Genomic DNA, 12,614 nt, shown 5'->3' with positions numbered 1-12,614 from the left:
GGGCGACCCCGCCGCAAGCGGGGTGCGCTACGCCGTCCCGTCAGTCGTTCAACAGGCCCATGATGGCCTTGGTCTGTGCGATGGTTTCGGCCGCGATGGCGCGGGCCCGCTCGGCCCCGTCGCGCAGCACCGCGTCGATTCCGGCCGGATCGGCCAGGTGCTCGCGCATGCGCGCCGATACGGGCGACAGGCTGGCGACGGCCAGATCGGCCAGCGCCGGCTTGAACTCCGAGAACTGACGCCCCCCGAACTCCGCCAGCACCGCCTCCCGGCTTCGGCCGGCCAGGGCCGCATAGATGCCGACGAGATTGTCGGCCTCCGGCCGCCCGGCAAGGCCGGCAAGTTCGGAGGGCAGCCCGTCCGGATCGGTCTTGGCCTTGCGGATCTTCTTGGAGATCTGGTCCTCATCGTCCGTCAGGTTGATGCGGGACAGGTCGGACGGGTCGGACTTCGACATTTTCTTCGTGCCGTCGCGCAGGCTCATCACGCGCGTGGCCGGACCTTCGATGAGCGGCTCGGTCAGCGGGAAGAAGCCCTGGACCTCCTGCTCGCCCATGGTCATGGGCACGCCCAGGCCGCGCTCGGCGATCCGCGCCGCATAGTCGTGGTTGAACTTGGCGGCGATGTCGCGCGTCAGCTCCAGATGCTGCTTCTGGTCCTCCCCCACGGGCACGTGCGTCGCGCGGTAGGCCAGAATGTCCGCCGCCATGAGCGCGGGGTAGACATACAGCCCGGCGGAGGCGGCTTCGCGGTCCTTGCCGGCCTTGTCCTTGAACTGCGTCATGCGGTTGAGCCATCCGAGCCGCACCACGCAGTTGAACAGCCATGCCAGTTCCGCATGCTCGGGCACGCGGCTCTGGTTGAAGACGATATGCGCCTTGGCGTCGATCCCGGCGGCCAGGTAGGCGGCGGCCACCTCACGCGTGGCGGTTTCCAGCGCCGATGGGTCCTGGTAGACGGTGATGGCGTGCAGATCGACCACGCAGAAGATGCACGGATAGCTGTCCTGCAGCGCCACCCAGCGACGAACCGCGCCCAGATAATTGCCCAGATGCAGGTTGCCGCTCGGCTGGACGCCGGAGAACACCCGTTGCGTGAAATCTGCCATATCGCCTTGCCCCATGCTTGACGGCCGTCTTATTGCCCGCCGCGCGCGCGCGATCAAGCGCCGCGACGGCCGGCGCGCAGCTTGAGAATGCGGAAGACCATGGCCCTGTCGGCAGCGCCCGTCACGAGCGCCGCCCCGAAATAGGCGATCATCGCCAGGGTGATCAGGGCGATCAGCCCCCCGATCTGCCCCAATGTTCCATGCGTCTGCGCAAAGGCCCGCGCATAGGGCATGGCAAAAAGAATGACCGCGCCCATGATCAGGGACGAGACCAGAAGCATGGCGCATCGGCGCAGGAGCGCCCGATCCACCACCCAATGGCCGCGTGCATAGAGCCCATGGAACAGGAGCAGCGCGTTCATCCAGCCCGCCAGCGTTGTGGCCATGGCGATTCCGCGTTCGGCCAGGAGGAAGAACAGCGCCACCGACAGGACGGTGTTCACGATGGCGGAGGCGAGCGTGACGAACATGGGCCGGCGCGTATCCTCCCGCGCGAAGTAGCCGGGCGAGAAGACGCGGATCAGGACGAAGGCCGGCAGGCCGAGCGCATAGATGCCGAGCACCGCGGCGACTGCGCGCGTCGTGTCCGGCCCGAAGGCGCCGCGCTCATAGATCAGCCGCACGATGGGCTCGGGCATAATGAACAGCGCCACCGCCGCCGGCAGGGTCAGGAACAGCGCGAATTCGAGGCTCCGGTTCTGGGTGTGCTGCGCCTCGGCGATGCGCCCGCCCTTCAGGGCGCGGGACAGTTCGGGCAGAAGCACGACGCCGATCGCCACGCCGACCATGCCGAGCGGCAGTTGGTAGGGCCTGTCGGCATAGGTCAGGATCGACACGGCCCCCTCCTTGAAGGAGGCGACGGCCTGCCCGACGAAGAGGTTGATCTGCGTGATGCCGCCGATCAGTGCCGCCGGCCCCGCCAGGACCAGCAGGCGCTTGAGGCCTGGCGTCCAGCGCGGCCGCTGCAGCCCGAGCGAGAAGCCCGCCATCCGCATGGCAATGGCAACCATGGCAAACTGCGCCACGCCGGCCGCCAGCACGCCCCAGCTCATCATGAAGCCGAGCATGCGCGTATCCTCTTGCCTCCAGAGGCACCAGGCCAGGATGGCGATGAGGAAGAGGTTCAGGAGCGCCGGCGCGGCCGCCGCGGCGAAGAAGCGCCGATAGGCGTTCAGGATGCCGCCGATCATCGCCACGAGCGACATGGAGGCGAGATAAGGGAACATGATGCGCGAGAAGGTGACTGTGATGTCGAACCGCTCGGCGCAGCTCAGCGCCTGCGGCAGCGCCGCCTCGTCGATGCACAGGTTGAGCCCGGGCGCGATGATGGTGCGCACCAGGAAGGGCATGAAGATGATGGCCGGCACCGTCAGCGCAAAGAGGACCAGCGTCAGCGTGGAAAAGATTTCCGTGGCGAAGCGGCGGGCCCCCGCTTCGCCCTCCTGTTCCAGCGCGCGGGAGAAGAGGGGAACGAAGGCCGAGTTGAGCGCCCCTTCGGCAAAGAAGCGGCGGAAGAGGTTCGGGAAGCGGAAGGCGAGGTTGAAGGCGTCGGCAACGGGGCTGACCCCGAGCGCCGAGGCCATCATCATCTCGCGCGCGAAGCCGAAGATGCGCGATATGAGCGTCGCCCCGCCGACGGTCGCGAATTTCGAGATCAGGCTCACGCGCGTGCCAATCCCTGCGCGATGGAGCTGCGCGCCGCACCGACGGAGGATATCTCGCCCTCGGCGCTTTCCAGGACGGACAGGAGCCTGCGCTCGATGCGCTCCATGCGGTTTTCGCCGGTGATCTTCATGCCGATCAGGTCGGTGACGTAAAAGACGTCGACGGCCTTCTCGCCGTAGGTGGAGATGTGCGCGGAGCGAATATCGAGATTGAGGTCCGACATGGCGCCCGTCAGGTCGCAGAGCAGACCCGGCCGGTCCAGCCCCTCCACCTCGATCACCGTCAGCGCGTTGGAGAGCCGATTGTCGATGCGCACCTGCGGCATGACGGCAAAGGTGGACAGGTCCCGGCTGCGGCGGCGGGCCAGCATGGTGGGCATGGCTTCCTGGCCGCCGAGCAGATCCTGGATGTTGCGCACGATCCGCTTGGCGCGCCGATGCTCGTCCTCGTCGTCCGCGAACTCGCGCGTGACGGTGACGATGTCGAGCGCCCGTCCGTCCGTCATGGTGAAGACCTGCGCATCGGCGATGTTGGCCCCCGCCGCCGCGCAGCCCCCCGTGATGATGGACAGGAGGCGCGGATGGTCCGGCGCGATCACGATGATCTCGGTTATGGCGTGGAAACGGTCCGTGCGGATGGTGGTGGCCAGCGCCGCCTTGTCGCTGGACCGGATGAACTCCGCCAGCCGGACCTGATCGTCCAGCGGCACGGTCAGGAAGTAGTTGTCGTAATGAATATCGAGTGCCGCCCGGCGGTCGGCCTCCGGCCAGTCGGCAAGCCGCGCTTCCAGCTCACGGCGCGCCAGCGCCACGCGGTTGGAGCGCGACATCTGCGTGAAGCCGCCCGTCAGGACCGGTTCCGTTTCCCAGTAGAGCGTGCGCAGGAGCTGGCCCTTCCAACCGTTCCACACGCCCGGACCCACCGCCCGGATATCGCAGACGGTCAGGACGGTGAGCAGGCGGAGCCGGTCGAGCGACTGGACCTTTTCGGCAAAGTCCAGAATGGTCTTGCGGTCGTTCAGATCGCGCTGCTGGGCGGTCATGGACATGGTCAGGTGGTCCCGCACCAGCCATTCGACGAGTTCCGTTTCCCGCTCGTCAAGCCCAAGCCGCGGGCACAGCCGGCGGGCGATGGTTGCGCCGGCGATGGAATGATCCTGCGGCCGCCCCTTGGCGATGTCGTGCAGGAGAAGCGCGACATAAAGGACGGTGCGGTCCTTGATCGCGCTGATCACGCCGGCCACCAGCGGCAGCTCGTCCTGATGCAGCCCCCGCTCGATCTGCGACAGGATGGCGATGGAGCGCAGGAGATGCTCGTCCACCGTATAGTGGTGGTACATGTTGAACTGCATCATCGCCACGATGCGCCCGAATTCGGGGATGAAGCGCCCTAGAACCCCGGCCTCGCTCATTCGGCGCAGATGCAGTTCCGGGTCGTTGCGATCGGTCAGGACGTCGAGGAAGAGACTGTTCGCCTCGGCATTCTCGCGCAGATCGGAATCGATCAGCCGCAGCGAACGGCGCACCAGCTTCAGGGCGTCCGGGTGGTATTCGAGCTGATGGCGCGCCGCCAGGCGGAAGATGCGGATCAGGTTGACCGGATCGTCCGTGAAGACCGTCTTCGACGCCACGGTGATGCGGCCATTGTCGGTGCGAAAGGCCAGAGTGCCGGGTATGGACCGCGAGCGCGCACGCAGCGGGCCGAAGATGCGCCGCATGCCGGACGGCGCCTTGGCGTTCTCTTCCTCCAGCGCAGCGCAGAGGATACCCGTCAGATCGCCCACATCCTTGGCGATCAGGAAATAGTGCTTCATGAAGCGTTCGACATCCCGAAGCCCGGGATGGGTGTTGTAGCCCAGCCGGTCGGCGATATCGGGCTGCAGATCGAAGGACAGGCGCTCCTCTGCCTTGCCCGTCAGGAAATGCGTGTGGCAGCGCACGGCCCACAGGAAATCCTCGGCCTTCTCGAAGATCCGCCCCTCGCGCCGTGACAGGACGCCGATATCCACCAGCCCCTGGGGCGTGCCCACGCCAAAATGATATTTGGCGATCCAGAACAGGGTGTTGATGTCGCGCAGGCCGCCTTTGCCTTCCTTGACATTCGGCTCCACCAGGTAGCGCGTATCGCCGGAGCGGGCGTGGCGCGCATCGCGCTCGGCCAGCTTGGCGGCGATGAACTCCGCGCTCGTCCCCGCCACGACGGCCGTGTCGAAGCGCGTGTTCAATTCCGCGAACAGCGCGGCATTGCCGATGATGAGGCGACGGTCCAGAATGGCCGTGCGTATCGTGAAGTCGCTCTGCGAGAGCTTGATGCACTCCTCGACCGAGCGGGTCGCATGACCGACCTTGAAGCCCAGATCCCACAGGAGATAGAGCAGATATTCGGCGCACTGCTCGCCGAGGGCCGTCTGCTTGTAGGGCAAGAGAAACAGAAGATCGATGTCGGAGCCCGGCGCCAGCGTGCCGCGCCCGTAGCCGCCCACGGCCAGAACCGCGACACGTTCGGCGGGCGACAGATTCTGTCCCTCGAAGACATGTTCCAGGGCGAACTCGACGATGGCCCGGATGAGCTCGTCCTGAAGAAGGCTGATGCGCTCGGCACAGAGCGTGCCGCCGCCATCCTCGAACAGAAGGCGCTCGGCAGCCTTGCGCCCTTCGTCCTTGGCGGTCCGCAGGCGCGCCAGGAGCGCGGGCCGCATATCGCCGCCCGCCGCCGCGATGGCGGCGAGATCCCGTCGCAGGGCGGCCGTGTCCAGTATCTCGGAAAAGCGCAGGTCCGGACGCTCGTTCAGGGCGTCCGGACGGGGTCTTGCGGAAGCGTCAGCCATGTCCATCCGTCGAGCCGGTCTTGCCAAGGCCTATAGACGCATTCGGCGGCGGGGGCAAAGGACGTGCCGGCCTGCAGGCCGACATCAGGCGCCGACGATCGTCCCGCCATTCGGGTGCAGGACCTGCCCGGAGAAGTAGGAGGCATCGTCGCTGGCCAGGAACAGGAGCGCGGACGCCACCTCGTTCGGCTGCCCCGCGCGCCCCATCGGCACCTGCGAGCCGAAGGAGGCGACCTTTTCCGCATCCATCGACATGGGGATGAAGGGCGTCCAGATGGGGCCGGGCGCGACACCGTTCACGCGGATCTTGCGGTCCATCAGGTTCAGCGCCATGGACCGGGTGAAGGCCGTGATCGCGCCCTTGGTGGAGGAATAGTCGATCAGCGTGTCGTTGCCCTTGTAGCTGTTGACGCTCGTCACGTTGACGATGGATGCGCCCTCGGACAAGTGGTCCAGCGCGGCCTGCGTCATGAAGAAGTAGCCATAGATGTTCGTTTCGAAGGTCTTGGCGAGCTGCTCCTCGCTGATGTCGCGCAGGTCCTTCGCCTCTTCCTGGTGGGCGGCATTGTTGACCAGAATGTCCAGCTTGCCGAACGCCTCCACCGTCTGGCGCACGGCGTCCATGCAGAAGCCCTTGTCGCGCACGTCGCCGCGGATCAGGAGCGCCCGACGCCCTTCCGCCTCGATTGCCGCGCGCGTTTCCTGCGCGTCGGTATCCTCGTCGAGGTAGACGATGGCCACATCCGCCCCCTCCCGTGCGAAGCTGACGGCGCTGGCCCGGCCGATGCCACTATCTCCGCCCGTGATCAGCGCCACCTTGCCGGGCAATCGGTCGGAGCCCTTGAAGCGGGGCATATAGTCCGGCCGTGGCGTCATCTCGTGCTCACGGCCCGGCTCGGCATCCTGATGCTGGGGTGGGAAATTCTCGGCCATAGGGTTTGCTCCTTGCTGGCGCCCGCGGCGCTTCACTCAAGGCGGACAACCCTGCCGCCGCGTCCCCGTTCCAGGCCGATTTGTCAGCCGACCTTATTTCTGCGTGCTGGCCAGCCGCTTCAGCTCGTACAGGGCCTCCATCGCATCGCGGGGCGTCATCGTATCGGGATCGAGCCGGTCGAGCGCGGCAAGCGCAGGCGAAGGCGCGGCCTTGGGTGCTGCCGGGGCCGGCCGCGCCAGCATGGAAAAGAGCGGCAGATCGTCGATGAAGGCCGTCCGCTTCTCGCCCTGCTTGCCCTTTTCGAGCTCGGCCAGAATGTGGCGTGCGCGCTCCACGACCGCCGGCGGCAGGCCGGCCAGCCGTGCCACCTGGATGCCATAGGAGCGGTCCGCCACACCGGGCTTGACCTCGTGCAGGAAGATCACCTCCCCTTCCCATTCCTTCACGCGCATGGTCGCGTTCTTCAGGCGGGTCAGGCGGGCGGACAGGGCCGTCAGCTCGTGGAAATGCGTGGCGAAGAGGGCCCGGCAGCCATTGGCCTCGTGCAGGTGCTCCACGGCGGCGAAGGCGATGGACAGCCCGTCATAGGTGGCGGTCCCACGTCCGATCTCGTCCAGGATGACGAGGGTGCGCGGCCCGGCCTGGTTGAGGATGGCCGCCGTCTCGACCATTTCGACCATGAAGGTCGAGCGGCCTTCGGCCAGATCGTCCGATGCCCCCACGCGGGAAAACAGGCGATCGACGATGCCGATCACGGCCCGCGTGGCCGGGACGAAGGATCCGATCTGCGCCAGGACGGCGATCAGCGCGTTCTGCCGCAGGAAGGTCGACTTGCCGCCCATGTTCGGCCCGGTCAGAAGCCAGATGGCGCCGCCGCTCGTGCCCGGCGGCGGTGACAGATCGCAATCATTGGCGACGAAGGCTTCCCCGCCACCGGCCTTCAGAGCGGCTTCGACCACCGGATGGCGGCCGCATTCGACACAGAAGGCCAGGCTCTCGTCGACGGTCGGGCGCACCCAGTCCTCTGCGCGCGCCAGCTCGGCCAGGGCGCTGGACACGTCCAGCACGGCAAGAGCCTCGGCGGCCTCGCGCAGGCGCGGCATCTCGACCAGGATGGCGGCGCGCAGGGCGTCGAAGGCTTCGAGCTCCAGCCGCAGCGCGGTGGCCGCCGCGTCCACGATGCGCGTTTCCAGATCCGCCAGCGCTGCGGTCGAGAACCGCATGGCGCTCGCCATGGTCTGGCGGTGGACGAAGCCGGCAAAGGAATCGAGCAGCGCCTTGCCCTGCGCTTCCGGAACCTCGATGAAATAGCCGAGCACGTTGTTGTGCTTGACCTTCAGGCTGCGCACGCCGGTTTCCTCGGCGTAGCGGCTTTGCAGCGCGGCAATGTACTGGCGCGATTCGTCGCGCAATGCGCGGGCCTCGTCCAGCGCGGGGATGACGCCCGAGGCGATGAAGCCGCCATCGCGCCGGTTCAAGGGCAGCGTGTCGCCCAGCGTGCTGGCGAGCCGCTCCAAAAGATCCTGCGGCAGCGCCGCCAACCTGTCCAGCGCCTCGGACATCTCGGCCGGCAGGGCAGCCTCCGCCAGAAGGCCGCGCAGCAGCGCGATGCGCTCGAGCCCGTCACGCACCGTGCCGATATCCCGCGGGCCGGCGCGGTCGAGCGACAGGCGCGCCATCGCCCGCTCGATATCCGGCCCGCCGCGCAAGGCGGCGCGCAGGGCCGATGACAGGCTGGCATCGGCATGGAACAGGGCGACGCTGTCCTGGCGGCGGCCGATCGTGTCCGGGTCCGTCAGCGGCTGGGCCAGCCGGGTGGCGAGGAGACGCGCGCCCGGGCCGGTCAGCGTGCGATCGATCGTCGCCAGGAGAGAGCCCTGCCGCTTGCCGGAGAGGGTCCGGGTCAGCTCCAGACTGGCGCGGGTGGCGGGATCGATCAGCATGATCGCATCGCTGCGCACCGGCTGCGGGCGCTCCAATGCGGGCCGCGCGTCGAACTGCGTCTTGCCGAGATAGGTGACGAGCGCCGCCGCCGCCGACATGGCCGCCCGCGAGAAGGTCCCGAAGCCGGCCAGCGTCGACACCTCGTAGAAGCGGCAGAGCCGCTCCGGGGCGGTCGATCCGTCGAAGAGCACGGCGGGCTCGGCCCGCGCCGCCCGTTGCAGCCGGCGGGCCAGGGCGAGGATTTCCGGCTCGTCGGCCAGGGTCTGCGGGAAGATGAGCTCGCTCGGCTCCAGCGCCATGATGTCCGAGACGAGGCGCTCCGGTTGCGTATCGGCAATGCGGAAGAGCCCTGTCGACAGGTCGGTCCAGGCCAGCGCGTATTGGGCGCCCGGCCCCTTGCCGCCCAGGCGGGACAGGCTGACGAGGAAGTTGGGGCGGCCGGGATCGAGCAGCCGCTCCTCGGTGATCGTGCCCGGCGTCACCAGGCGGGTGACAGCGCGGGACACGACCGATTTGGAGCCGCGCTTGCGCGCTTCTGCCGGGTCTTCCGTCTGCTCGCAGACGGCGACGCGGTAACCGTCGGCGATCAGCCGCTGCAGGTAGTCGTCGGAGGCATGGACGGGCACGCCGGCCATGGGGATATCCTGCCCCAGATGCTTGCCCCGCCTGGTGAGTGCGATGCCGAGGCTCGCCGCCGCGCGGACGGCATCGTCGAAGAAGAGTTCGTAGAAATCCCCCATGCGGTAGAAGAGGAGGCAGTCCGGATTGGCCTCCTTGATGGCGAGATACTGCGCCATCATCGGCGTCGGGCTTGCGTCCGCGTCGCTCATCCGCTGCTGGGCCTCGTCCTGTCGTGCGTCATCGGTTGCACATCTACCCATCGCGGCCGGGCGATGGAAGGACGGCTGCGCCTCCTTCCACATGAAGAATCCTCTTTCGCGGCCAAAGCGGCAGCTTGCGCAGCGCGCGCCCGACACAATATGAACTCCTGTCGGCATTCGTTCAGGCGCCGTTCACGCCCGGCGGGCCAGGATGCCATCTCGCATCGGAAGGATCGGTCAACATGGTTCGCAAGCTCGTCATCGCCGCCGTGACACTCATGGCGCTGGCCACGGCCGCGGCTGCACAGAGCGCGCCGTCCGTGTCCGATTACGCGCTCCAGCACCCGACCGAAGATGCGCGCCTGGCCACGCCCCCCTCCATCGGCGCCTCGGTGCCCCAGAACGTCCAGATCCATCAACCCGAGGGCGGTGACGGCGTCTATGGCTATTTCTACTACGAAGGCCGCCCGGTCATCGTCGACATGGGAACGCGCGCCATCGTGCGCATCGGCTGACGGGCCGGCCGCGCCGTCATGGCGACGCGCACCACCTTCCTGGCAGAGCGGCTTTTCGACGGAGGCGGCGGGGCGGCCGCCACCGACCGGCTCGTCCATGTCGATGAAGGCCGTATCCTCGCCATCGAACCGGCTGAGGGCCGCCGGCCAGCCAATGCCATCACCGTCCCGATCCTGGCGCCCGGCTTCATCGATCTGCAGATCAACGGCGCCGGCGACGCGCTCTTCAACGATACGCCGGACGCACGGACCATCGCCACCATCGCTGCGGCGGCCCGAAAGGGCGGCACCGCGCATCTCCTGCCGACCTACATCACCGCGCCCGGAACGGGCTTCACGCAGGCTTTGGCGGCGGTGGGGGATGCGGTCCGGGCGGGGGTGCCCGGCATCCTGGGCGTGCATCTGGAAGGGCCGTTCCTGTCTCCCGCGCGGCCGGGCATCCACCCGCCGGATGCCATCCGTCCGCTGACCGCGCCCGACTGTGATCTCATCTGCGATGCCGCCCCCCTCATGCGGCTGGTGACGCTGGCGCCCGAACGGCAGGATCCGGCGCTCCTGAAGCGCCTGATCGCCAGCGGCGTGCGCGTCTTTGCCGGCCATAGCGAGGCGTCTGACGCACAGATGGCCGCGGCGGCGGATGCGGGCCTGATCGGCGCCACCCATCTTTTCAATGCCATGCCGCCACTGGCGGGCCGGCAGCCCGGCATCGTCGGGGCCGTCCTGACCGAGCCCGGCCTGTTCGCCGGAATCATCGCCGATGCGATCCATGTGGCGCCCCGCAATCTCAGCCTGGCGGCGCGCCTCATGCCCGAGCGCCTGTGCCTGGTAACGGACGCCATGCCCACGCTGGCCGGCAAGAACACGCAGTTCACCCTCATGGGCCGTCCGATCCGGCTGGTCGGCAACCGGCTGGAAGGCACGGACGGAACGCTGGCCGGGGCGCATCTGTCGATGATCGAGGCGGTGCGCAACATGATGGCGCTTGCCGACGTGTCACCCGGTCGGGCCATTGCCATGGCCAGCGCCAATCCGGCGCGGGCGCTGGGGCTGGAGCGGGAGCTGGGGGCGATCTCGCCCGGTTACCGCGCCAGCATGACGCTTCTGGACGATAGCTTCGCCGTGCGGCAGGTCATGGTCGACGGAAGGCTGTTTGCGGCGGCGGACTGAGCGCCGCCGACGTCAGGCCGCGAAGCGGCCGGCATCCTCGCCATAATGGGTCACGTAGCGCGCGCTGATGCGCTCGACCGGCAGGACCACGAGCACGTCCGTGGTGCCGAACTGGGCGTCCACCACGGCGCCATCGCCGATATAGCCGCCGAGCCGCAGATAGCCTTTCAGGAGCGGCGGCAGCGCGGCGAGCGCACGGCGCGGATCCTGGCAGGGACCGCTCCCCATGGCGACGTAACGCGCCGGCACGGCGCGCACCTGCCAGGCTTCCGGCGCGGCGGCGTTGGTCCGCAGGAAGGACAGGGGCATGTCCAGCGCTTGCGGATCGACGCCCGACAGCGACGCGCAACCGAACAGGACATCGATCCGGTGCCGCAGCACATAGGACCAGATCCCCTGCCACAGAAGTTCCACCGTGCGCTTGCCGCGATAGTCCTTCAGCACGCAGGAACGGCCGAGTTCCAGGAAGCGCTTGCCCGGATGGCGCGCGACGAGGGAATCGATCTCGAATTCCTGCGCCGTGTAGAAGCTGCGGCCGGCCGGCAGCCGCTCCTGGCGCAGCAGCCTGTAGGTGCCCACGACCTGCTGGGTGCGCGTACCGGGCAGGCTGCGGTCGAGGACGATGAGATGGTCGCAGATCCGATCGAAGGGATCGCGGTCCAGCCGCGCCATGCGCTGCAGGGCGGAGGGCCGGGCTCTACCTTCCTGGTAGAAGATGCGGTAGCGCAGGGCCTGGGCGGCCTTCACTTCCGCCTTGCTGGACGCAACGCGAACCTCCAGATCGCCGATGCGCCCGAGCGGCGGCATCTCGGCGTCGAAGGCCTTGGCCTTCAGGCGCGCCGGCAGGAAGCCGAGCGCCGTAGGGCCCCGTCGTAACGGCTTGTGCGGATGCAGCACGCTCATGTTCCGTCCTCCAGTCGCCGCCCTCGGCACCCCCGTGCAGGCGCTGCGCGCCTGCACCTCTTGGCCTGCGCTGCTATGCCTGCACCGGATCGCCCTGCCGGCGGCCGGGTTCTTTTGCCGGCCATCCATGGCCTAGCGAAGCTTCGCGAAGCTTGTGTGACCGGCGGACCCGTCAGATGGGCGCGATCCTACTCTCATGGCCCGGGCCCCGCAATGCGGCCCGGATGCGACATGCGGCGGGCTTCAGGCGCCCCGCCGGGCCCGGCGGGGAAGCAGCCAGAACTCGTCCAGAATGATCAGCGCCGCACCCACGGTGATGAAGGCGTCGGCCAGGTTGAAGACGGCGAAGGACCAGACCGGCGTGTGGAAATAGATGTAGTCGGTGACGTAGCCGAGCGTCACGCGGTCGATCAGGTTACCGACCGCGCCGCCGAAGATGATGGCGAAGGCGAAGTGCGTCAGCCTGCGCTCACGCGGCGTGTTCCACCAGAGCCAGAGGACGAAGAGGAGGACGAGCGAGGAGGCCGCCGCCAGCGTCCACCCGCTCAAGCTGGCAAACATGGAAAAGGCGATGCCCTCGTTGCGCGCATGCAGGAGCGCCAGGAAGGGCAGGACCGGGATCGCCGAGCCGAGCGGCATGGTGGCCACGACGACCAGCTTGATGAACTGGTCCAGAAAGACGGCCATCACCACGACGAACAGGTTCACGAGGGCGAAGCGCATCGTCATT

9 protein-coding genes are annotated in these 12,614 nt (G+C 67.9%); 2 read left to right on the top strand and 7 right to left on the bottom strand.

Annotated features, from left to right (window positions below):
- Window positions 1–40 precede the first annotated feature (40 nt).
- The 5 genes from trpS to mutS form a co-directional block, all read right to left on the bottom strand.
- Window positions 41–1,108 carry a tryptophan--tRNA ligase gene (trpS, locus tag AUL30_RS06465; RefSeq protein WP_062227041.1) on the bottom strand — a complete coding sequence of 356 codons (1,068 nt, stop codon included), beginning with the start codon at window positions 1,106–1,108 and terminating at the stop codon, window positions 41–43.
- A gap of 53 nt (window positions 1,109–1,161) precedes the next feature.
- The gene (murJ, locus tag AUL30_RS06460) at window positions 1,162–2,772 is read right to left on the bottom strand and encodes a murein biosynthesis integral membrane protein MurJ (protein WP_062227040.1); all 1,611 of its coding nucleotides are present in this window, start codon (window positions 2,770–2,772) and stop codon (window positions 1,162–1,164) included.
- On the bottom strand, window positions 2,769–5,600 hold the full coding sequence (locus tag AUL30_RS06455; protein ID WP_062227065.1) for a [protein-PII] uridylyltransferase: 2,832 nt from the start codon (window positions 5,598–5,600) through the stop codon (window positions 2,769–2,771). Before AUL30_RS06455 ends, murJ begins: the two co-directional genes overlap by 4 nt.
- 84 nt (window positions 5,601–5,684) lie before the next feature.
- Entirely contained in the window at window positions 5,685–6,533 is an 849-nt protein-coding gene (locus AUL30_RS06450; protein WP_062227039.1) for an SDR family oxidoreductase, read from the bottom strand.
- Window positions 6,534–6,626: 93 nt separating this feature from the next.
- Window positions 6,627–9,359 carry a DNA mismatch repair protein MutS gene (gene mutS / locus AUL30_RS06445; RefSeq protein ID WP_062227064.1) on the bottom strand — a complete coding sequence of 911 codons (2,733 nt, stop codon included), beginning with the start codon at window positions 9,357–9,359 and terminating at the stop codon, window positions 6,627–6,629.
- A 182-nt stretch (window positions 9,360–9,541) separates the two neighbouring features.
- On the opposite strand from mutS, the gene AUL30_RS06440 reads away from it, so the two are divergent.
- Together AUL30_RS06440 and nagA are read left to right on the top strand one after the other, a co-directional pair.
- Window positions 9,542–9,814 carry a DUF1236 domain-containing protein gene (locus AUL30_RS06440; RefSeq protein ID WP_157069950.1) on the top strand — a complete coding sequence of 91 codons (273 nt, stop codon included), beginning with the start codon at window positions 9,542–9,544 and terminating at the stop codon, window positions 9,812–9,814.
- A gap of 18 nt (window positions 9,815–9,832) precedes the next feature.
- Complete coding sequence (gene nagA / locus AUL30_RS06435) at window positions 9,833–10,981, top strand: N-acetylglucosamine-6-phosphate deacetylase (protein ID WP_062227037.1); 1,149 nt, start codon at window positions 9,833–9,835, stop codon at window positions 10,979–10,981.
- A 12-nt stretch (window positions 10,982–10,993) separates the two neighbouring features.
- On the opposite strand, the gene AUL30_RS06430 is transcribed toward nagA, so the two are convergent.
- Together AUL30_RS06430 and lspA are read right to left on the bottom strand one after the other, a co-directional pair.
- Window positions 10,994–11,884 (bottom strand): GNAT family N-acetyltransferase, encoded by an 891-nt coding sequence (locus tag AUL30_RS06430; RefSeq protein ID WP_062227036.1) that lies wholly within the window; start codon window positions 11,882–11,884, stop codon window positions 10,994–10,996.
- Between the two features lie 243 nt (window positions 11,885–12,127).
- Complete coding sequence (lspA, locus tag AUL30_RS06425; RefSeq protein ID WP_062227035.1) at window positions 12,128–12,613, bottom strand: signal peptidase II; 486 nt, start codon at window positions 12,611–12,613, stop codon at window positions 12,128–12,130.
- Between the last annotated feature and the right edge of the window lies 1 nt (window position 12,614).

This window comes from Aureimonas frigidaquae, from assembly GCF_001463905.1.
In the GTDB taxonomy this organism is placed as follows: domain Bacteria; phylum Pseudomonadota; class Alphaproteobacteria; order Rhizobiales; family Rhizobiaceae; genus Aureimonas; species Aureimonas frigidaquae.
This window is presented reverse-complemented; position numbering and strand designations above follow the sequence as displayed.

What these genes read in the sequence shown, in the direction of transcription:
- AUL30_RS06440 (WP_157069950.1), top strand. Translation starts at nt 9,542, where the DNA reads ATGGTTCGCAAGCTCGTCATCGCCGCCGTGACACTCATGGCGCTGGCC.
- mutS (WP_062227064.1), bottom strand. Translation starts at nt 9,359, where the DNA reads ATGGGTAGATGTGCAACCGATGACGCACGACAGGACGAGGCCCAGCAG.
- nagA (WP_062227037.1), top strand. Translation starts at nt 9,833, where the DNA reads ATGGCGACGCGCACCACCTTCCTGGCAGAGCGGCTTTTCGACGGAGGC.
- AUL30_RS06430 (WP_062227036.1), bottom strand. Translation starts at nt 11,884, where the DNA reads ATGAGCGTGCTGCATCCGCACAAGCCGTTACGACGGGGCCCTACGGCG.
- trpS (WP_062227041.1), bottom strand. Translation starts at nt 1,108, where the DNA reads ATGGCAGATTTCACGCAACGGGTGTTCTCCGGCGTCCAGCCGAGCGGC.
- AUL30_RS06450 (WP_062227039.1), bottom strand. Translation starts at nt 6,533, where the DNA reads ATGGCCGAGAATTTCCCACCCCAGCATCAGGATGCCGAGCCGGGCCGT.
- AUL30_RS06455 (WP_062227065.1), bottom strand. Translation starts at nt 5,600, where the DNA reads ATGGCTGACGCTTCCGCAAGACCCCGTCCGGACGCCCTGAACGAGCGT.
- lspA (WP_062227035.1), bottom strand. Translation starts at nt 12,613, where the DNA reads ATGACGATGCGCTTCGCCCTCGTGAACCTGTTCGTCGTGGTGATGGCC.